Origin of the sequence: Mariprofundus ferrinatatus (genome assembly GCF_002795825.1) — a bacterium.
In the GTDB taxonomy this organism is placed as follows: Bacteria; Pseudomonadota; Zetaproteobacteria; order Mariprofundales; family Mariprofundaceae; genus Mariprofundus; species Mariprofundus ferrinatatus.
The window spans coordinates 500542-519108 of the sequence record NZ_CP018800.1 but is presented as its reverse complement, the minus strand read 5'-3'; the positions used below and the strand labels follow the sequence as shown (position 1 = coordinate 519108).

At 54.9% G+C, this 18567-nt stretch carries 20 protein-coding genes and 1 tRNA gene; 14 read left to right on the top strand and 7 right to left on the bottom strand.

Going from position 1 to position 18567, the window contains the following annotated elements; all coding sequences use genetic code 11:
* The first annotated feature begins 4 nt into the window (after positions 1–4).
* From Ga0123462_RS02535 to Ga0123462_RS02520, 4 genes are read left to right on the top strand one after another with little or no spacing between them, the layout of a single operon-like run.
* A complete protein-coding gene (locus tag Ga0123462_RS02535; protein ID WP_100264856.1) occupies positions 5–955 on the top strand; it encodes a magnesium transporter CorA family protein in 951 nt (316 codons plus the stop codon).
* A gap of 49 nt (positions 956–1004) precedes the next feature.
* The gene (locus tag Ga0123462_RS02530; RefSeq protein WP_100264855.1) at positions 1005–1439 is read left to right on the top strand and encodes an ATP-dependent zinc protease family protein; all 435 of its coding nucleotides are present in this window, start codon (positions 1005–1007) and stop codon (positions 1437–1439) included.
* Positions 1440–1465: 26 nt separating this feature from the next.
* On the top strand, positions 1466–2371 hold the full coding sequence (rimK, locus tag Ga0123462_RS02525; RefSeq protein ID WP_100264854.1) for a 30S ribosomal protein S6--L-glutamate ligase: 906 nt from the start codon (positions 1466–1468) through the stop codon (positions 2369–2371).
* Positions 2368–3411 carry a succinylglutamate desuccinylase/aspartoacylase family protein gene (locus tag Ga0123462_RS02520; protein WP_100264853.1) on the top strand — a complete coding sequence of 348 codons (1044 nt, stop codon included), beginning with the start codon at positions 2368–2370 and terminating at the stop codon, positions 3409–3411. The genes rimK and Ga0123462_RS02520 overlap by 4 nt, the downstream gene beginning before the upstream one ends.
* A 56-nt stretch (positions 3412–3467) precedes the next feature.
* Here Ga0123462_RS02520 and Ga0123462_RS02515 read toward each other — a convergent pair whose 3' ends face one another.
* From Ga0123462_RS02515 to guaB, 5 genes are all read right to left on the bottom strand, one after another.
* Positions 3468–4205 carry a cytochrome b/b6 domain-containing protein gene (locus Ga0123462_RS02515; protein WP_100264852.1) on the bottom strand — a complete coding sequence of 246 codons (738 nt, stop codon included), beginning with the start codon at positions 4203–4205 and terminating at the stop codon, positions 3468–3470.
* A 140-nt stretch (positions 4206–4345) separates the two neighbouring features.
* Positions 4346–5134, bottom strand: coding sequence for an FKBP-type peptidyl-prolyl cis-trans isomerase (locus tag Ga0123462_RS02510; RefSeq protein WP_100264851.1), 789 nt, complete (start codon positions 5132–5134; stop codon positions 4346–4348).
* A gap of 98 nt (positions 5135–5232) precedes the next feature.
* Positions 5233–6105 (bottom strand): FKBP-type peptidyl-prolyl cis-trans isomerase N-terminal domain-containing protein, encoded by an 873-nt coding sequence (locus Ga0123462_RS02505; RefSeq protein ID WP_198507371.1) that lies wholly within the window; start codon positions 6103–6105, stop codon positions 5233–5235.
* Positions 6106–6237: 132 nt separating this feature from the next.
* Positions 6238–7785, bottom strand: coding sequence for a glutamine-hydrolyzing GMP synthase (gene guaA / locus Ga0123462_RS02500; RefSeq protein ID WP_100264850.1), 1548 nt, complete (start codon positions 7783–7785; stop codon positions 6238–6240).
* Between the two features lie 87 nt (positions 7786–7872).
* The gene (guaB, locus tag Ga0123462_RS02495) at positions 7873–9348 is read right to left on the bottom strand and encodes an IMP dehydrogenase (protein WP_100266447.1); all 1476 of its coding nucleotides are present in this window, start codon (positions 9346–9348) and stop codon (positions 7873–7875) included.
* A 385-nt stretch (positions 9349–9733) separates the two neighbouring features.
* On the opposite strand from guaB, the gene rplM reads away from it, so the two are divergent.
* The 9 genes from rplM to Ga0123462_RS02450 all read left to right on the top strand — a co-directional run bounded on the left by rplM (position 9734) and on the right by Ga0123462_RS02450 (position 16841).
* Positions 9734–10165: a 50S ribosomal protein L13 gene (rplM, locus tag Ga0123462_RS02490; protein ID WP_100264849.1), complete on the top strand. Its 432-nt coding sequence runs from the start codon at positions 9734–9736 to the stop codon at positions 10163–10165.
* A 28-nt stretch (positions 10166–10193) separates the two neighbouring features.
* Positions 10194–10586 (top strand): 30S ribosomal protein S9, encoded by a 393-nt coding sequence (rpsI, locus tag Ga0123462_RS02485; RefSeq protein WP_100264848.1) that lies wholly within the window; start codon positions 10194–10196, stop codon positions 10584–10586.
* Between the two features lie 166 nt (positions 10587–10752).
* A complete protein-coding gene (locus Ga0123462_RS02480) occupies positions 10753–11256 on the top strand; it encodes a M67 family metallopeptidase (RefSeq protein ID WP_100264847.1) in 504 nt (167 codons plus the stop codon).
* A complete protein-coding gene (locus tag Ga0123462_RS02475; protein ID WP_100264846.1) occupies positions 11253–12992 on the top strand; it encodes a tetratricopeptide repeat protein in 1740 nt (579 codons plus the stop codon). The genes Ga0123462_RS02480 and Ga0123462_RS02475 overlap by 4 nt, the downstream gene beginning before the upstream one ends.
* The gene (locus Ga0123462_RS02470) at positions 12989–13522 is read left to right on the top strand and encodes a lipoprotein insertase outer membrane protein LolB (protein ID WP_157821238.1); all 534 of its coding nucleotides are present in this window, start codon (positions 12989–12991) and stop codon (positions 13520–13522) included. Before Ga0123462_RS02475 ends, Ga0123462_RS02470 begins: the two co-directional genes overlap by 4 nt.
* Positions 13519–14406 (top strand): 4-(cytidine 5'-diphospho)-2-C-methyl-D-erythritol kinase, encoded by an 888-nt coding sequence (locus Ga0123462_RS02465; RefSeq protein WP_100264844.1) that lies wholly within the window; start codon positions 13519–13521, stop codon positions 14404–14406. Before Ga0123462_RS02470 ends, Ga0123462_RS02465 begins: the two co-directional genes overlap by 4 nt.
* A tRNA-Gln gene (locus Ga0123462_RS02460) sits at positions 14386–14460 on the top strand. The genes Ga0123462_RS02465 and Ga0123462_RS02460 overlap by 21 nt, the downstream gene beginning before the upstream one ends.
* Positions 14461–14530: 70 nt before the next feature.
* Positions 14531–15478: a ribose-phosphate pyrophosphokinase gene (locus Ga0123462_RS02455; RefSeq protein ID WP_100266446.1), complete on the top strand. Its 948-nt coding sequence runs from the start codon at positions 14531–14533 to the stop codon at positions 15476–15478.
* A gap of 37 nt (positions 15479–15515) precedes the next feature.
* Positions 15516–16841, top strand: coding sequence for a hydantoinase/carbamoylase family amidase (locus Ga0123462_RS02450; protein ID WP_100264843.1), 1326 nt, complete (start codon positions 15516–15518; stop codon positions 16839–16841).
* Between the two features lie 10 nt (positions 16842–16851).
* Here the strand turns inward: Ga0123462_RS02450 and Ga0123462_RS02445 are convergent, their stop codons facing one another.
* A complete protein-coding gene (locus Ga0123462_RS02445) occupies positions 16852–17469 on the bottom strand; it encodes an inorganic pyrophosphatase (protein WP_100264842.1) in 618 nt (205 codons plus the stop codon).
* A gap of 181 nt (positions 17470–17650) precedes the next feature.
* Positions 17651–18049: a response regulator gene (locus tag Ga0123462_RS02440; RefSeq protein ID WP_100264841.1), complete on the bottom strand. Its 399-nt coding sequence runs from the start codon at positions 18047–18049 to the stop codon at positions 17651–17653.
* Positions 18050–18296: 247 nt separating this feature from the next.
* Between Ga0123462_RS02440 and Ga0123462_RS02435 the strand changes: the two genes are divergently transcribed.
* Positions 18297–18479: a DUF2934 domain-containing protein gene (locus Ga0123462_RS02435; protein ID WP_100264840.1), complete on the top strand. Its 183-nt coding sequence runs from the start codon at positions 18297–18299 to the stop codon at positions 18477–18479.
* The last annotated feature ends 88 nt before the right edge of the window (positions 18480–18567 follow it).

Below are 18567 nucleotides of genomic sequence, written 5' to 3'. Positions count from 1 at the left end.
CTGTATGCAGTCAGAGCATTCGCCAGTTGAACACCGTGAAGATGTAATAAGCCACAAGCTTGCCGGCATGCATCCTGTCTCCTGGCAGGAGGCACTTGAAGGTAAGCAAACACTGCTTCGTCTGGCCAATCCATCGGATGAGATTCTTGACGCTATCCAGGAGCGTTTTTCTCTGGACGACCTGCATATCAAGGATATTCGCAACCCGAACCACCCCCCCCACTTTACCCGGATGGCAGGCGAAACAGTTCATATTATTCTTCGTTTTCCCATCGACAAAAAGAGCGATGAGGAAGAGAGCCTGACCACCAGCGTATCGATCCTGGCCGATAAAGAGATGGTCTGCCTGATCTGGCCTGAAGAGCGACACCACCGTTTTTCCAGCAAGGAGATGGTGGATCTCACTGTTGCCGAGTGCGTCTCCAGAATTATTCACAAACTTGTTGATCACCTGTTGCAGCGCGTTTATATCCTCCGTGAAGATATTGATGAGTTCGAGGATGAGTGCCTTGCAGATGTCAGCAAGGCTGACCTCTCTCACCTTCTGAGCATGCGCAAAGAGCTCTCTGCTCTGGCTAGGCTTGGAATAACTAACGCAGCAGTCATTGAAAAGCTGAAGATCGACGAAACGTATCACAGCAGCGTCGTTCTCGCTGATGCCCTTGAGCATATGCACCGGGCTGCCGCGCTTGCCGAATCGAAAGCTGAGCATGCACTTAATGTGATGCAGGCTGTTCAGTCGCTGCTCAGCCAGCGGCTGAATGATGTGATGAAGTTCCTTGCGGTTATAACTGTCGTGATGACCCCGATGGGTATTATCGCCGGCATCTTCGGCATGAACTTCACCCACATGGAGATACTGAGTCACCCGAACGGGTTTACCCTCTCTGTCTGGAGCATGCTTCTGCTGGCTATCGTGCTGGCCATCATCTTCAAGGTTCGCAAGTGGTGGTAATTACAGTTGAGACATTGCGGCACCCTTCTACAGGAACAGGTCTTTAATCATGGATAAAATCACGCTTGGATGGCGCGAATGGGGATCTCTGCCGGAGCTCGGCATCGATGCGATCAAGATGAAGGTGGATACCGGTGCCCGCACTTCCGCGCTGCACACATTCGAACTGGAAAGATTCGAAAAGCGTGGGGTCGCATATGTGCGTTTCAGCATTCACCCCTTTCAGCACGACGCATCTGTCGTGAAAAAGTGCACTGCCCCCCTTCTCGACGAGCGCAATGTCACCGATTCCGGCGGCCACCGGGAACTACGTCCGGTCATTTCCACCACACTGCAGCTAGGTGACTGCAAAAAAACGGTAGAGATCACGCTTACCAACCGAGAAAACATGAAGTTTCGAATGCTGCTCGGACGAACCGCAATGCATGGCACATTCACAGTAGATCCGCAGGAGTCGTACCTGCTTGGCAAGCCCAAATCATAAACAGTTTATCATCTAGGAGATAAAGCTTGAAAATTGCTATCCTGTCCCGCAACCCGAAACTCTACTCCACCAGGAGACTCGCAGATGCTGCCAAAGAGCGCGGACATGAGGTGCAGGTTCTTGATCATCTGCGCTGCTATATGAACATCACCTCGATGCGGCCATCCATTCATTATAAAGGTGAGACGCTAGACGGGTTTGATGCTGTCATTCCCCGTATTGGCGCCTCGGTAACCTTTTACGGTACTGCCGTGCTCAGGCAGTTTGAGATGATGGGCGTGTATCCGCTAAATGAGTCCGTTGCCATCTCACGTTCGCGCGACAAACTTCGCTCGATACAGCTGCTGGCACGCAAAGGAATCGGCCTGCCGGTGACCGGTTTTGCCCGCAATCCCGATGATATTGATGACCTGCTGAACTCTGTCGGTGGCGAACAGTTTGTGATTAAACTTCTTGAAGGTACACAGGGCATTGGCGTGGTTCTGGCAGAGAACAAGAAGGCTGCAGAAAGTGTGATCGAGGCATTCTTCGGATTGAATGCCAACATCCTGGTACAGGAGTTTATCAAGGAGGCTGGCGGTTCGGATATCCGCTGCCTTGTTGTTGACGGAAAAGTTGTAGCAGCCATGAAGCGTCAGGGTAAAGAGGGGGAGTTCCGCTCCAACCTGCATCGCGGCGGCAGTGCCGAAGTTGTACGCATCACCCCGGAAGAACGCTCCACGGCTGTACGGGCAGCTGCCATCATGGGACTTAATGTGGCCGGTGTGGACCTGCTCCGCTCCAACCATGGCCCGCTTGTCATGGAGGTGAACTCTTCACCTGGACTTGAAGGCATTGAACGGGCAACCGGCAAGGATGTGGCAGGCATGATCATCGGATGTATTGAAAAGAATGCCAAATCAGGACGCACAAAAACACGGGGCAGAGGATGAGTAACGGCCTGATGATTGCCGGCACCCGGATCGCTCCGGGAGACCGGGCGATTGTTGAGTTTCCGCTTCCACCGCTCTCCACCCACTCCGACCTGCACATGCCGGTGCATGTCATCCGCGGCAAGAGAAACGGCCCCACACTGCTGGTGTGTGGTGCGATTCACGGCGATGAAATTAACGGGGTAGAGATCATCCGGCGGCTGATCGGCCTGAAGACGCTGTCACGCATTCGTGGCACCCTGATCGCCATTCCCATTGTGAATGTCTACGGCTTTATCCATATGAGCCGCTACCTGCCCGACCGACGTGACTTGAACCGCTGTTTCCCGGGTTCAGAAATCGGATCGCTGGCAGGGCGTCTTGCCAGCCTGTTCATGAAAGAGATCGTTGAAAAATCGACGCATGGCATCGATCTGCATACGGCAGCAATCCACCGTGATAATTTCCCTCAGATCAGGGCCAACCTCGACTGCCCCGAAACGCTTCGCATGGCCGAAGCATTTCGCGCACCGATCATTATTGATGCGGGACTGCGCCCGGGAACGATTCGCGAGGCCGCTGTAAACAGGAATATCCCCTGGCTGGTTTATGAGGGGGGAGAGGCACTGCGCTTTGATGAGATCAGTATCCGGGCGGGTGTGCGCGGCGTAGTCAATGTAATGCGGGAGATCGGGATGCTCTCCAGGTCGACTGCAAGCAAGAGCTTCCAGCCACGATTTGTTAAATCAAATTTCTGGATTCGCTCTCCTCAGAGCGGCATTCTGAGAATGACTGTTCCTCTCGGCGCCTCAGTTCAAAAGGGTGACATGCTTGGTTATGTGGGTGATCCGTTTGGTGCGAACGAGGTCTGCCTTACCGCACCCGGCAACGGCATCGTTATCGGGCGCACAAATCTGCCGCTGGTCTATGAGGGGGATGCCCTGATTCATCTCGCCAGGTTCAGAAACAGTACCAATGCCGCTGAGTCCGTTGAGGTGTTCCAGTCCGAACTGGATCCCGCCGAACATGAAGGTCTGGCCAGTCAGGACGCGATAATTTAATTAGGCCTGCGCAAAAACAGAAACGCCCGGCATTGCCGGGCGTTTCTGTTTAACGCTTAATCTTTCATATCCTCCGGATCTTTTGAGAGCACCTTACGGCCTGAGATCATGGCAGAAACAAGCCCGCCTCCCTCTTTGATTTCGGTGCGTACAACAACAAAGATGTGCAGCAAAATGAGAAACATCAGGAAATAGGATGTGTAGATATGAATTTCCCCAAACGGCTCCTTGAAGGCGCCCAGCTCTTTCATCTTGGCTGCATCAACACCGGTCTTGTCATACGGCTTCAGTGATGCCGGATCGACCCCTTCAGCAGCCACACTGGCAGCGAAGTAGGAGCCGAAAGGCGGGTAGTAGATATCTGTACCGGCCCGTGTCAGACCCGTTATCGCCATCACGATCAGAGAGAGCATGATAACGGTCACAGCCAGCCTGCCGAGCGGGTTATGGCCAAGAAACTGCTGCGGATCACCCTTTTTGATACTGTTGAGATAACCGGAAAGCAGGGTTCCGAAACCACTGCCCGGAAGAATGGAACTCCAGCGCGCAAAACGGTTGCCGACAAAACCCCAGACAAGCCTGACCAGCAGATTCAACACAAACACATAACCGATCAGTACATGAATGGTTTTCAGCGTGATTTTTGCTTCAAGGCTGGTGATACCCATATCCTTTTTAAAGAGCATCATCAGTCCCATAAAGATCAGAAGGAGAACCGTGGTAAAGTTCACCCAGTGGAAAATCCGGGTTGGCGCATCCCACACCCGATACTGATTTAATAGTGCAGTCTTCAAATCAAGCCCCCATACCTTTTATTAACTCAACCGTATCATTTAAACAAAGAACCCTCCTCCGATAAAGGAGAAGGGCTCAAATATTATTTGCGAATTATGACAAAATGATGAAACAAATGCGATTCATCACTGATCAGGAATTACTGCTTCGCAGCTTCCTGCGCAGCTTCTGCTGTTTTCTGGGTCGCTTCTGCAGCTGCGGCAGCCGCTTCGGCCTCCGCCTTCTCATCTACGATAGCCAGCAGTTCCACCTCAAAAATCAGTACGCTGTTCGGGCCAATCGTGTTGCCGGCCCCACGCTCACCATATGCCAGCTCCGATGGCAGCACGAAGCGGTATTTGGAGCCGACGTTCATCAGCTGAACACCCTCCTGCCAACCAGCTATTACACCGCCCAGCGGGAAGCTGATGGGCTCACCACGGCTGTATGAAGAATCGAATTCGGTACCATCGATCAATGTTCCCTTATAGTGGACGCGAACACTGTCTTCGAGAGTCGGTTTGGCGCCATCTGCCTCGCGGATCACCTGATAGTGAAGTCCGCTCTCGGTTACGGTCACACCCTCTTTCTTGGCATGCTCGGTCAGAAAGGCTGCGCCCTCCGCGGCATTCTTCTCGCCGGCAGCTTTACGCTCAGCTTCCTTGATCTGTGCCTGTTTTACGAAAAACTCCTGTTTTACCTTTCCCGCCTCTTCCTGGGAAAGTTTTGTGTCGACACCATCCAGACGGTCGTTTATCGCTGCAATCATCACAGCGCGATCAAGGTTGGTATCCAGTGTTTTCAGTGACATGCCGATATCCATGCCGATGGCATAGCTCAGTCTGGCGTTTTCACTATCAAGATTGACCGATGTGGCCTTTTTGTCTTCCGCCTGCTGTCCGCAGGCAGCCAGCATTGCCAGACAGGCAAGCGCAATAATCTTTTTCATGTTGTGTACTCCTTGAGTTCATTCAGGATAAATAATAGCTGCACGGCCATGATGCCACGAACGTATGGCCAGATTGAGTTATTAAAGCCGGGAACCGATTACTTTCCCGCAGCAGGCACAGCCTTCTCAGCAGCGGCCTTCTCAGCGGCAGCCTTCTCAGCGGCAGCCTTCTCAGCGGCAGCCTTCTCAGCAGCGGCCTTCTCAGCAGCGGCCTTCTCAGCAGCGGCCTTCTCAGCAGCAGCCTTCTCAGCGGCAGCCTTCTCAGCGGCAGCCTTCTCAGCAGCGGCCTTCTCAGCGGCAGCCTTCTCAGCGGCAGCCTTCTCAGCGGCAGCCTTCTCAGCAGCAGCCTTCTCAGCGGCAGCCTTCTCAGCGGCAGCCTTCTCAGCGGCAGCCTTCTCAGCAGCAGCCTTCTCAGCAACAGCCTTCTCAACAGCGGCCTTCTCAGCAGCGGCCTTCTCAGCAGCGGCCTTCTCAGCAGCAGCCTTCTCAGCAGCAGCCTTCTCAGCGGCAGCCTTCTCAGCAGCAGCCTTCTCAGCAGCAGCCTTCTCAGCAGCAGCCTTCTCAGCAGCAGCCTTCTCAGCGGCAGCCTTCTCAGCAGCGGCCTTCTCGGCAGCAATCCTCTCCGCCTCAGCCTTTTCTGCCGCTGCTTTTTCGGCAGCAGCACGTTTGATGGCCTGATCAATCAGGTACTCCTGCTTGATCGTCGCTGCCTCATCCTGAGTCAGCTTGCTCTCCTTACCGGCCAGATGGTCGGCAATCGCCAATGCAAGGACTTTGCTATCGATCTCCACACCCAACTGGGCCACCGAGGTGCTGATATCCATACCTATTGCATAGCTGAAACGCGCCTGATCACTATCCAGAGAGATTGCCTGAACCGGCGGCGGTGCCACAGGCGCCTTTTTCTGCTCTGCAGGCTGGCTGCAAGCTGCCAGCATCGCCACACAGGCCATGATAAAGATTTTTTTCATGGTGAATCTCCCCTCTCGAAAAAAATGAATATTGATATTCAAGTCATACTTTAGGCAGATCAGTGCGAATGTGCAATGAACCGCCCCATATAATCAGCGTGAAAACAGAACAGCGCAAGGCTGCGCCTGCAGTTACTCCCACTCAATGGTTGCGGGAGGCTTGCCAGACACATCGTAAACCACCCGATTGATGCCACGCACCTCATTAATGATGCGGTTGGACACTTTGGCAAGCAGGGCATGAGGAAGCTCTGCCCAGTGGGCGGTCATGAAATCCTGCGTTTCAACGGCACGCAGTGCCACAACCCACTCGTAAGTGCGGCCATCGCCCATCACGCCCACCGATTTCACCGGCAGGAACACCACGAAGGCCTGGCTTGTCTTCTCATACCAGCCGGAGGCACGCAGTTCATCGATAAAGATGGCATCGGCCCGACGCAGCAGATCGGCATACTCTTTTTTGACTTCGCCGAGTATGCGTACGCCGAGACCCGGACCCGGGAACGGATGGCGGTAGACCATGTCGTGCGGCAACCCGAGCGCCACACCCAACTCACGCACCTCATCCTTGAAGAGATCGCGCAGCGGTTCAAGCAGCTTCAGATGCAGCGTATCCGGCAGGCCGCCAACGTTATGGTGACTCTTAATTGTATGCGCCTTCTTGGTTTTTGAACCGGCCGATTCGATCACGTCGGGATAGATGGTACCCTGTGCGAGCCATTTGGCCTGAGGCATGCTTTCCGCCTCTTTCTGGAACACATGCACGAACTCGCGACCGATAATCTTGCGCTTGGCTTCAGGGTCGGAGACGCCCGCCAGCTCGCTCATGAACTTCTCGGATGCATCAACATGGTCCACCTTTACACCGAGGTTGTGGGCGAACATCTCCATTACCTGCTCAGCCTCATTCAGGCGAAGCAGGCCGTTATCAACAAAGATGCAGGTGAGCTGATCACCAATGGCGCGCTGCAACAGGGCTGCCGCCACCGATGAATCAACACCGCCGGACAGACCGAGAATCACCTCTTCATCGCCTACCTGCTCACGGATTTTCGCAACCGCCTCGTCAATATAGTGCGGCATGGTCCACTCACGGCCGCAACCGCAGATGTCGTGTACAAAACGTGACAGCATCGCCTTGCCCTGATGGGTATGGGTTACTTCAGGGTGGAACTGCAGCGCATAGAAACGACGGCTCTCATCCGCCATGCCGGCAATCGGGGTGGAGTCGTTGTAACAGATCACCTCAAAGCCGTCCGGCAACGCAGCCACCTTATCACCGTGACTCATCCAGACGTCAAGAACACCCCCCTCCTTATCTTCAATGCCGCGCAGCAGCGGGGAGTCTCCGGTCCTTTTCAGCTCGGCATAGCCGAATTCCCGCACATGCCCGGTTTCAACAGCGCCGCCCAGCTGAGCAGCCATCGTCTGCATACCGTAGCAGATACCAAGTACAGGTACGCCAAGCTCGAACACCACCTGCGGCGCCTTCGGAGTCTCCTCCTCGTAAACAGAGTTCGGTCCACCTGAAAGAATGATACCGGAGGGGTTAAAGTCGCGAATCTCCTGTTCGCTCATATCCCAGGGGTGCAACTCGGAGTAAACCTGAGCTTCACGAACACGTCGTGCGATCAGCTGCGTGTACTGTGAACCAAAATCCAGAATCAGAATCTTTTCCATTATATACTCACCATAAAATCAGAGAGGCACAAAGAGATGCTAAGGTTGCTTAGCCTCTTTGTGCCTCTTCGGTTAATAACCCGACAATTAACTGTCGAGGCGATAGTTCGGCGCTTCCTCGGTAATCGTTACGTCATGCACATGCGATTCACGCAAGCCTGCTCCGGTGATGCGCACAAACTTGGCACGTGCATGCATCTCGGCAAGCGTTGCCGCACCGGTATAACCCATCGCCGCGCGCAAGCCGCCGACCAGCTGGTGCAGGATGTCGCCGACTGAGCCCTTGTAAGCCACACGCCCCTCAATACCCTCGGGCACCAGCTTCATCGCCTCATCGACATCACCCTGGAAGTAACGGTCCTTGCTTCCCTGTTTCATCGCGCCGATCGAACCCATGCCGCGATACGCCTTGTAGGTGCGTCCCTTGTAGAGAATCTTCTCACCCGGTGCCTCTTCAGTGCCGGCAAACATCGAGCCGAACATGCAGGTCGAGGCACCTGCAGCCATCGCCTTGGCGAAATCGCCTGAGAACTTGATACCGCCATCGGCAATGATCGGCACGCCCAGCTCGCGGCCTGCCAGGGCACACTGCATTACAGCTGTCAGCTGTGGTACACCGACACCTGCGACAATACGGGTGGTACAGATCGAGCCCGGGCCGATCCCCACCTTGACGGCATCAGCACCTGCATTGGCCAGATCACGAACTGCTTCGGCTGTGGCCACATTACCACCCACTACCTGAATCTTGTCACCATACTGGCGCTTGATTTCGCGCACCTGTTCAATGACGCCACTGGAGTGGCCATGCGCCGTATCCACGATAATGGCATCGACACCGGCAGCGTAGAGTGCCTCGAAACGCTCCAGCTCCTTCTCTCCAACGCCAATCGCAGCCGCCGCAAGCAGGCGACCAAGATCATCGCGTACCGCATTCGGAAATGCTTTGGACTTCTCAATGTCGCGTACGGTCATCATGCCGCGCAGCACGCCCGAGTCATCAACGACCGGTAGCTTTTCGATACGGTGCTGGCGGAACAGCTCTTTGCACGCATCGAGATCCACACCCTGATGTACGGAAACCAGGCGCTCCTTCGGTGTCATCATATCTGCCACTTTGGTCAGCGGATCACGTTCAAAACGGATATCACGATTGGTAACAATGCCGCACACCTTGCCGTCGTTGTCGAGAACCGGGAATCCGGAGAAACCGTTCTCCTTCGCCAGGCGGTGTACTTCAGCCAGCGTGGTTTCCGGCGACACAGTCAGAGGCTCCTGGACCACGCCAGCCTCATAACGCTTCACACGCCTCACCTCTGCAGCCTGCTCAGCTGCGGTCAGGTTTTTGTGAATCACACCGATCCCGCCCTCCTGCGCCAGAGCAATGGCTGTTCCGGATTCGGTTACCGTGTCCATGGCGGCGGAAACCACCGGGATATTCAGGCGAATATTTTTTGTAAACTGTGCCGAGGTGTCTGCCGTTCTGGGCATAACACTGCTTGCCTGCGGCACCAGCAGCACATCATCAAAGGTCAGCCCCTCACCTAGCAGTTGCTCGTTCATGCGGATATTACCTCCAAAATCGATAAAAAGAGGTCGGCATAATAGCGGAACTGCCGCCTTCCCGAAAGAAGCGATAAACCACCCCGCGGCAGGCAGGCGCCTCCGTCCAGATGCAGCCCCCTTCACCGGCCTCACAATATCACATGGCGCTGCCATCAGGGGCTGTTTTCGGGTTTTCTGATATGGCGCTACCAATTATATAGATAGTGGATGATGAGAATTGCAAAATGCGGCCTGATGTCCGCAGGCTGAAGAATCACAGAACCACCTGATTAATGCGTAATGGCATTTGACATCAACCACCCCCAACTTATAATGCGCCGCCCTTGCATGGCAGACCCTGTTGAAAAAGGTCGCCATAACAAACGCAAACATGGAGAAAAATATGCGTACTTGGACTGTTCGCCCCGGCGATGTTGAACGCAAATGGTATATTGTAGATGCCTCTGATCTCGTACTTGGCCGACTGGCAACTCAGGTAGCAACTGTTCTGCGCGGCAAACATCGTCCGCAGTACACCCCGCATGCTGATTGTGGTGACCATGTTATCGTCATCAACGCTGAAAAAGTTGCTGTAACCGGCAACAAAGAGAGCGACAAAGTTTATTACCGCCACACTGGTTTTGCCGGCGGTCTGAAGAGCATCACGCTGGGTAAACAGCGTGCACAGCATCCTGAGCGCATCATTGAAGCAGCCGTCAAAGGCATGATGCCGAAAGGTCCTCTGGGCCGTTCCATGCTGAAAAAGCTGAAGGTTTACGCTGGCAGCGATCATCCGCACACCGCACAGCAGCCTGAAGCACTGAAACTGAATTAAGCGTTAGACGCATAGAGGAAACGATAAGATGGCAGAGACAATGTACCGCGGCACTGGCCGCCGCAAACGTAGCGTAGCCCGAGTAATCATCCAGTCCGGCAGTGGCAAGGTTCTGGTGAACGGTCGCGAAGTGGAAAACTACTTCCCGGTTGAGATCGTACGTCAGCAGGCACTTCTGCCACTGACCGAGACCCAGCTCTCCGGTCGCATTGATGTTCGCGTTAACGTAAACGGTGGCGGCATCTCCGGTCAGGCAGGCGCCATTCGTCACGGTCTGGCCCGTGCTCTGCTCGAATATGATGCGGGCCTTCGTCCAACCCTGAAATCTGCAGGCTTCCTGACCCGCGACTCACGTAAGGTTGAGCGTAAGAAAGCCGGTCTTAAAAAGGCCCGTCGCGCTCCACAGTTCTCCAAACGCTAAGTTTCGGAAGCAGCTGTTTCAAAAGGGAAGGCATTTTGCCTTCCCTTTTTTTTGGCCTACGCTTAGCAGGTAGTTGGCAAGCCGTGGGCAGACGATAGGCTAGGCCGCGGCCTATACAGGATTGCCACACCACCCGACCCATCATAGTGCCCATGGAGCATTCAACTTGACTACAGCCGTTTACGAACCTGAACGATTCAGAAGCCCCGAATATCTCGACATCATCGACGCGGCTGAATCATCAAACCGACTCCGTATTGCTGATGATTGCCTGAAGGCAATCAAAGAACAGGGCGAGTCAGGCTATCCGCACGAGATCTGCGGCCTTTTGATCGGCAGGCTGGATGCAGAGGGGTGGCAAATCAGCGAAGTCCGGCAGGTGGATAACCTGAACAGTGAACGGGCGGCAGACCGCTTTGAGCTCGATCCTGCTGCCTATCAGCGCATCGACCGCGAGCTGCGCGGCAGCGGCCTTGAGATCGTGGGTGTCTATCACTCGCATCCGGACTGCCCCGCCAAACCATCGCCAACAGATCTCGGCAGCGCGTGGGAGGGGTTCGCCTATCCGATTGTCAGCATCTGTGATGGAAAAGCGGCATCTCTGCGCTGCTGGTCCGTCAACGACAGTGGCAACCGGTTTCAGGAAATCCGCATTCAGGAGCCTGCATGATCCGCTACCCGGGCGTGATCACCGCCCTGATCTCCTCCCTCCTTCTGCTGCAGGCATGTGCGACACAGATGCCTGCGGATCAGGATGAAAGCAGCAGCAAGACAGAGATGGCACAGCAGCAACTGGCAGAACAGATGCAGCAGATGGAGCCGGAGTTTCTATACCTGGCAGCCCAGAATGCTATCAAGGATGGCAATACGGAACTGGCCGCCGAATTCCTTACCGCACTGGTAGTCAGGGATCCCGATTCGATCGAACCACACGTCCAGCTGGCCGGCCTGCTGCTGCAGCTGGATCGAAGTGATGAGGCCGAGATGCAGATTGAGACGCTGCTGAAAAAGCCGCTCCAGGAGGGGGACCACGAAAAGCTGCTGATTACCCAGGCGCGACTGAAAGTGGGCAGCAACAAGCAGGAAGAGGCACTTCAGCTGCTTGATGCACTGTTTGAGAAGAATCCGGTTCATATCCAGGGACGCGACCTGCAGGCGCGCATCCTTGCCGACCAGAACCGTCTTGATGACGCCCTTGCCGCCATTGATAAGGCCATCCTTATTGAAGAGCTTCCGCAGTTCCGCCTGTTACAGGCCCAGCTCCTGCTCAAGCAGCAGGAGTACCGGGCGGCAGAAATATCCCTAAACCGCCTGAGAAAACTCGCCCCTGAAAATGATGCAGCTGTTCTGATGCTGAGCAATATAGCCCTGAAGGAGAACAAGCTTGCCAAGGCCGAGAAGATCCTGCGCGACTTCCTGCAGGCCAATCCGGACGCCATTCTGGTAGGTCATGCGCTCGGGAAAGTGATGATTCAGGACAAGCGCATCCCGGAAGCGATTATGGTCTACAGGGATCTTGCATCCCGTACCGGTGACAATCCGGAGATTCTGCGAACGCTGGGCATGCTCTATTTCCGCTATCACGACTTTGAAAAAGCGGAACAGACTTTCCGGAAGCTGTACCAGGGGAACCCGGACGATGAAAGCAGGTTTTACCTGGCCTCCAGCCTCGAAGTGTTACAACGACCTGCGGAGGCGAGAGAGCTTTATGAAGCTGTCGACCCCGAAGGCAAGGCAGGCCCCGATGCACAGGTGCGCCTGGCAGGGCTGGATTTTGCCGACAAACAGTTCAAAAAGGCTATGGCACGCCTCGAAAGGGTTCTGAAGTCGGATCCGCAACATGTCGATGCACAACTTCTGCGCTCGGCGATCCGGCTGGCCCATAAGCAGTACAGGCTCCTGCTTGAAGAGACTGAGGTCGCCCTGTCGATGGAGACTGTTCACCCGCAGATACTCTTCAACCGCGCAGTCGCCTATGAGAATCTGAATAAGCATGAAGAGCTCGAAAAGACCCTGATACAGCTACTTGCAGCTGATCCGAAGCACTCCGAAGCCATGAACTTCCTGGGCTACAGCTATGCGGTCAGGGGTGTTCAGCTGAATAAGGCTGAGATGCTTATTCAGCAGGCGCTGGGCATTAAACCGGATGATGGCTACTACCTCGACTCACTGGCCTGGGTTTACTATAAGCGCGGCGAATACGGAAAGGCACTGGAGACCCAGCAGAGAGCCATAAAACAGGTCGAAGACGACCCGGTCATGCATGAGCACCTCGGCGATATTCTCTGGAGGGCCGGGGAGCAGGAAGCGGCACGAACTGCCTGGCAGAAGGCCATTGATGCCAATACGGAGAGCCCGGAGAAACTCAGGAAGAAAATTGCCGGCGGGCTGCAGGAAGGCGAGTGAAGAGAATCCCCGCGCCCCCTCTTGTTGCGCTATTGCTCATGATCGGCATGGCGTTAACGGCCGGATGCGCCAAACAGCCGCCGCAACAATCCACGACGATCGGCCCCTACAGCAACTTCTCGGGGCGCCTTATTGTGATGGAGCCAACACGGCGCTGGCAGGTGGTGATACAGTGGCGTGCCGAGAGGGCAGATCGCGGTGATGTACGGTTGACCCATGCCGCCACCGGCACGGTAGTGGAGTTCCGCTGGGCCGGCCGCCAGATGCAGGTCCGCGACAGCAATGACCACTTCTGGAGGGCGATCAGTGCAGATCAGCTTGGCAGCCACGGCATTGTCATGCCGCCGCAACAGCTTGCCCTGATCCTTCTCGGCAAGATGCCTTCCCACTTCACTGAGGCCAAACCGGATCTGTGGGAGAGCCGGAACTCCGGTCACGCCATCCGCCTGCAGTGGTACGCAGAGTCCAAGAAACTGGTGATGACCGACATCAAGCAGGGGCGCCAGGCCACGCTGATCATTACGCCATGAAACGCTCACTGCCCGCTCCCGCAAAAATCAACCTGCACCTGTTCGTCACCGCCATCCGCGATGACGGCATGCACGAGCTGGATACCAGCTTCGCCTACACCGATATCTGCGACGAAGTGATTATCGAGGATTGCGCCGAACTGAAAGTCACATGCTCCAACCCCTCCCTGTCGGGAGAGCGCAACCTGGTCTATCGGCTGCTGGAGGCATTCAGGGCTCGCCACGGGATAAGCGACGGGCTCGCACTGCATATCGTCAAACATATCCCTGAACAGGCAGGCCTTGGCGGCGGCTCATCCGATGCGGCAACTGCACTTCTGGCCGCCAACAGGCTCTGGAAGGCAGGATGCTCCCTGCAGGAGCTTATTGCGTTTGCCGCGCCGTTCGGGGCCGATATCCCCTGTTTTCTTTACGGCAGGACAAGCTGGGCGCACGGTATCGGCGAAAGGCTTAACGACTATCCGGAAGTTTTGCCCGAGAAAACCCTGCTGCTGGTCTGGCCCGGCAGCGGACTTTCTACCGCCGAGGTGTTCCGTCACTTCGATCATGAAGTGGATAGCGGCCGTCGTTCATTGACCCCGTATGGGGGGGTGGATACCATCCGGCCCAATTCAGCCAACCTCGGAAGAAATGACCTCGAAGGCAGCGCCTGCAGCCTGAGCAATGGAGTGTCGCAACTACTGAGCAGCTTGCGAAAAGAGTCGGTTTTGGCATGGATGAGCGGTAGCGGATCTACATGCATCGCCCTGTTCAGCGATAGCGGACAGGCCGGCAAAGTAGCAGCGCAACTCAAGGCGCAGAATCCGAGCTTCTGGACGCATGTCGGAAGTATGCGGGAGAGGCACCCGCTGGATAGAAAATATTGGGACGTAGCCAAGCGGTAAGGCAGCGGGTTTTGATCCCGTCATGCGCAGGTTCGAATCCTGCCGTCCCAGCCAGTTACACAGCAGAACCTTGATAGAAGCGGTTGATGAGGCCTGCTCTATCGAACAGAGGAGTGATCACACCATGGTCCACGAGAAACTTCGGCTTTTTTCCGGCACATCCAATCCGCCGCTTGCACAAGATATCTGTGAACACATCGGAAAGCCTCTGGGCGAGATCTACATGCAGCGTTTTTCAGATGGTGAAATCTTCCTTCAGGTTCAGGAGACCATCCGCGGCCTGGATGCCTTCTTTATCCAGAGCACCAGCAAACCGTGCAACTCCAACCTGATGGAACTGCTGATTTTTATCGATGCGGCCAAACGCGCCTCGGCCCGCAACATCTGTGCCGTAATTCCATATTTCGGCTATGCCCGACAGGATCGTAAAAGTGCCGGACGCACCCCCATCTCGGCCAAGCTGGTTGCCGACCTGATCAGTCGCGCCGGTGCCACGCGGATTCTCACCCTCGACCTCCACGCCACCCAGATTCAGGGCTTTTTCGACATTCCAGTAGATAATATCTTCGCCATTCCGCTGTTTGCCAAAGATATCGAAGCCAGAAATGATATGGAAAATACCATCATCGTATCTCCGGATGTTGGCGGCGTGGTTCGCGCCCGCGCTCTGGCTAACCGCCTGCACGTGGACATGGCCATCGTCGACAAACGTCGCCCCGCACCCAATGTGGCCAAGGTGATGAACATTATCGGTGAGGTCAAAGGCAAACACTGCATCCTCATAGACGACATGGTTGATACGGCAGGCACCCTGTGCGGTGCAGTGGATGCGCTGCTTGAAAAGGGCGCCACCAAGGTCAGCGCCTACGCCTCACACGGTGTTCTTTCCGGCCCGGCGTCCGAGCGCCTCGCCAATTCCGGCCTGCACGAACTGGTGGTAACAGACAGCATCAAGCAACCGAAAAAGATCATGAAAACCGGAAAAGTGCGCATTATTACAATTGCCCAGCTGATGGGTGAAGCGATTACGCGCATCTACGACGCACGTTCGATCAGCAGCCTCTACGGCTGATCTCTGCGCATCGTCGCCAAAGCGACGGATTGCTCACATGAACTCTATCCGCATTCATCCTGAGGCGATCGAGCGGCGATATGCCCCGCTCAATGCCACGGGAGCCATTGACGGCAATGCGGCAAACGGATTCCTGCGCCCCCCCTACTCCGATCCGGAGAGCGCGGCCATGGCCCTTCTCGAACAGGCCGCATCCGGCCGCGGTCTTAATTGCCGCTACGATGCCGCCGGCAACCTTATCATTGAATCAGCCGGCAACTATTCCGAATGGATCGAGACCGGCTCGCATATCGACACCGTACCGGGCGGCGGCAATTTCGACGGCACAGCGGGTGTTGTTGCCGGGCTTGAAGCGCTGCTTGCGATTCAGCAGTCAGAATCGGTATTAACACGGGGGGTTCGCCTGCGCGTCTGGCGCGGCGAGGAGTCTGCCACCTTCGGGGTGACATCCATTGGCTCCCGGGCTGCATTCGCCACACTTGAACCGCAAGCGCTGGAAAAAACATGGCAGGGAGTGACGCTTGCAGATGCGATGCTCAGCCAGGGCGTGGATCCGGTATGTATCAAGCGCAGCCAGCCGGCCATCAGCAGTGCCGAGCGCGACTCGATTGCCGCCTTTATTGAACTGCATATCGAGCAGGGAAAAGTTCTCGAAACCGGAAATCTGGATATTGGCATCGTGACAGCGATTCGCGGTTCAAAACGCAGCTGGATCAGGATTCGCGGCACATTCGACCACTCCGGCGCCACCCCGATGGGCAGTGAATTCAGGCAGGATGCCAACCTGGCTATGGCATACATGCAGGTGGAACTTGATCACCTGATGCAGCGCACAAACAGCAACGGCGCCGATCTCGTACAGACTGTCGGCATGATCAACCCGCACATACACGACTCCGCCCGACTTCCGCTCAATGACAACGCCGTCACCAAGGTGAGCGGCGCGGCCTGCTTCTCGTTCGAGGTGCGGGGAGCGGATGCCGAAGTGGTGAACAGTTACTGTGAAAAGGCATTCGCCCTGATTCAAAATACAGCCGTGCGGTTCGGCGTGACTGTCGAAATCGACACATTTTCAGATCAGCCGGGCATCGCCGAACTGGACCCCGACATTCAGGCCTTACTTGCTGACGGGTGCGACGAACTCAATCTCAGCCAGATGCGGCTGCCGAGCGGCGCATGGCATGATGCGGGCACAGTCGCCTCTCAGATGCGCCACGACGGCTCCCGGATTCCGGTCGGCATGATCTTTATCCCCTGCCGTGCCGGCATCAGTCACTCCCGCGACGAATACAGCTCCCCTGCACAGATTGCCGCCGGCGCATCACTGCTCGCCACGGCAATGGCAAAGCTGGCAACCATGTAGTCGGGAGTGGTTACTGCCCTCCGAAGTTTTCGTTGTAGTCGTTGATTGCCGCTTCGATCACCACCCTGGCATGCTCATAGCCGTACGGCTCTCCGATCGACACCTGATGCTCCTTGCCCGGCACATACTTGTAGGTGAGGAAATAGTGCATCAGGCGGTCAATCAGCGCCGGTGGCAACTCAGCAATATCATCCACCTTCGCCCATAACGGATCGTCCTCGATGACAGCGATGATCTTGTCATCCGCCTCGCCATTGTCGCACATCGGCAGGCCGCCGACCACGCGGGCATTGAGAATAATCTCGGTCTTGGAGATCGGGCGTTCGGTAATCACGCAGATATCGAGCGGATCGCCATCGCCGCGGCTGGCCTCTTCCATCAGCTTGCCGACACGTTCGCCACAGTATGTCCTCGGAATAAAACCGTAGAGGGTCGGATGCTGCGAAGATGAACGCACCGAACGGTCCACACGCAGGTAACCAGTCGCTTTATCCACCTCATATTTCACCATATCGAAGGGGCATATTTCGATAAATGCCTGCACGCGTCTGGGTGGTTCAGGGCCCACCTCCAGTCCGTGCCACGGGTGTGGACGCCAACGGAAAAACGGTGATGGAAATTGATTCATACACACCCCTGTTTCGGTTATTTATCGTAAACTTATGCTGACACTATAGAAGCCCGACAGGGATTGCACTGGCGTTTTTCCGTGATGGCCAGGAGCTCTAAACCTGCACTCCGCTGCAATATGATGACTGGCTTAGAACGGCCAATGCCTGCCGATCTCCAGGGGGCAATAACGGCCACTTTCAGACATTCAGCAAATCAGCACTTGCTCCAAGAGAGAGCTTTTTAGCAATTAATACCTTAGCTAATTTCTCCAAGGATGAAGCTTGGAATGGTTTATCCACATGCTGAAATACATGTATTTCATTCACATTTCCTCTTTCTGCATGAGCAGAGAGAACCACAATTAAACGATTGGGATATCTTCCGATGACTTTTTCTATCATCTCATACCCATCCATTACAGGCATATCTATGTCAGTAAATACAGCTACAGGGCAAGCAGCTTCCTCATCTTCGATGTATTCTAAATATTTAAGCCCGTTGCTAAACGAAATGATTTCATGTCCGAACAACCTCATTATTTCCGAAAATAATTCGCATAGTGGCTTTGAGTCTTCGACATGATGAAAAAGCGCCATATGATACACCTCGCATATCTAAGTATATCACATGCGGATGATTTGCGTTGATAAATTGCAACGCGCTATTTCTGAATGGCCGGGGTTGGCCGTGAGTCGCCTGTCGTGATCGGCAACAGTCGGCCAACAACGGGCACTCAGAGTGTGTCGAGTAAATCAGTGGCGGTTTAATTTATATCTATCGCCATGCTTAGGTATAGCCTAGACATCTTGATCAGAATTTCAGCCTGATCTAGTGGAGTCACAAATGACCAGAAAAATAAAAGTTTCAAATCGGGGTGCTAAAAATAATCCCGAACAGATCAGGGAAAGAATCTCTAATGCTGCTTATTTCCTTTCTGAAAAACGCGGCTTTGAAGGAGACTGTCAGCTACACGATTGGTTAGAAGCGGAGGCCCAAATCCACCACTGCCATGGAACGGGTAACTAACAACGCCATAAATTGAGCGCATTTTATTGCTGCGCATGCAATTTTGCCGCGAATGGCAGACATTAGTTGAAAGTGTAGTTGTCCAAAC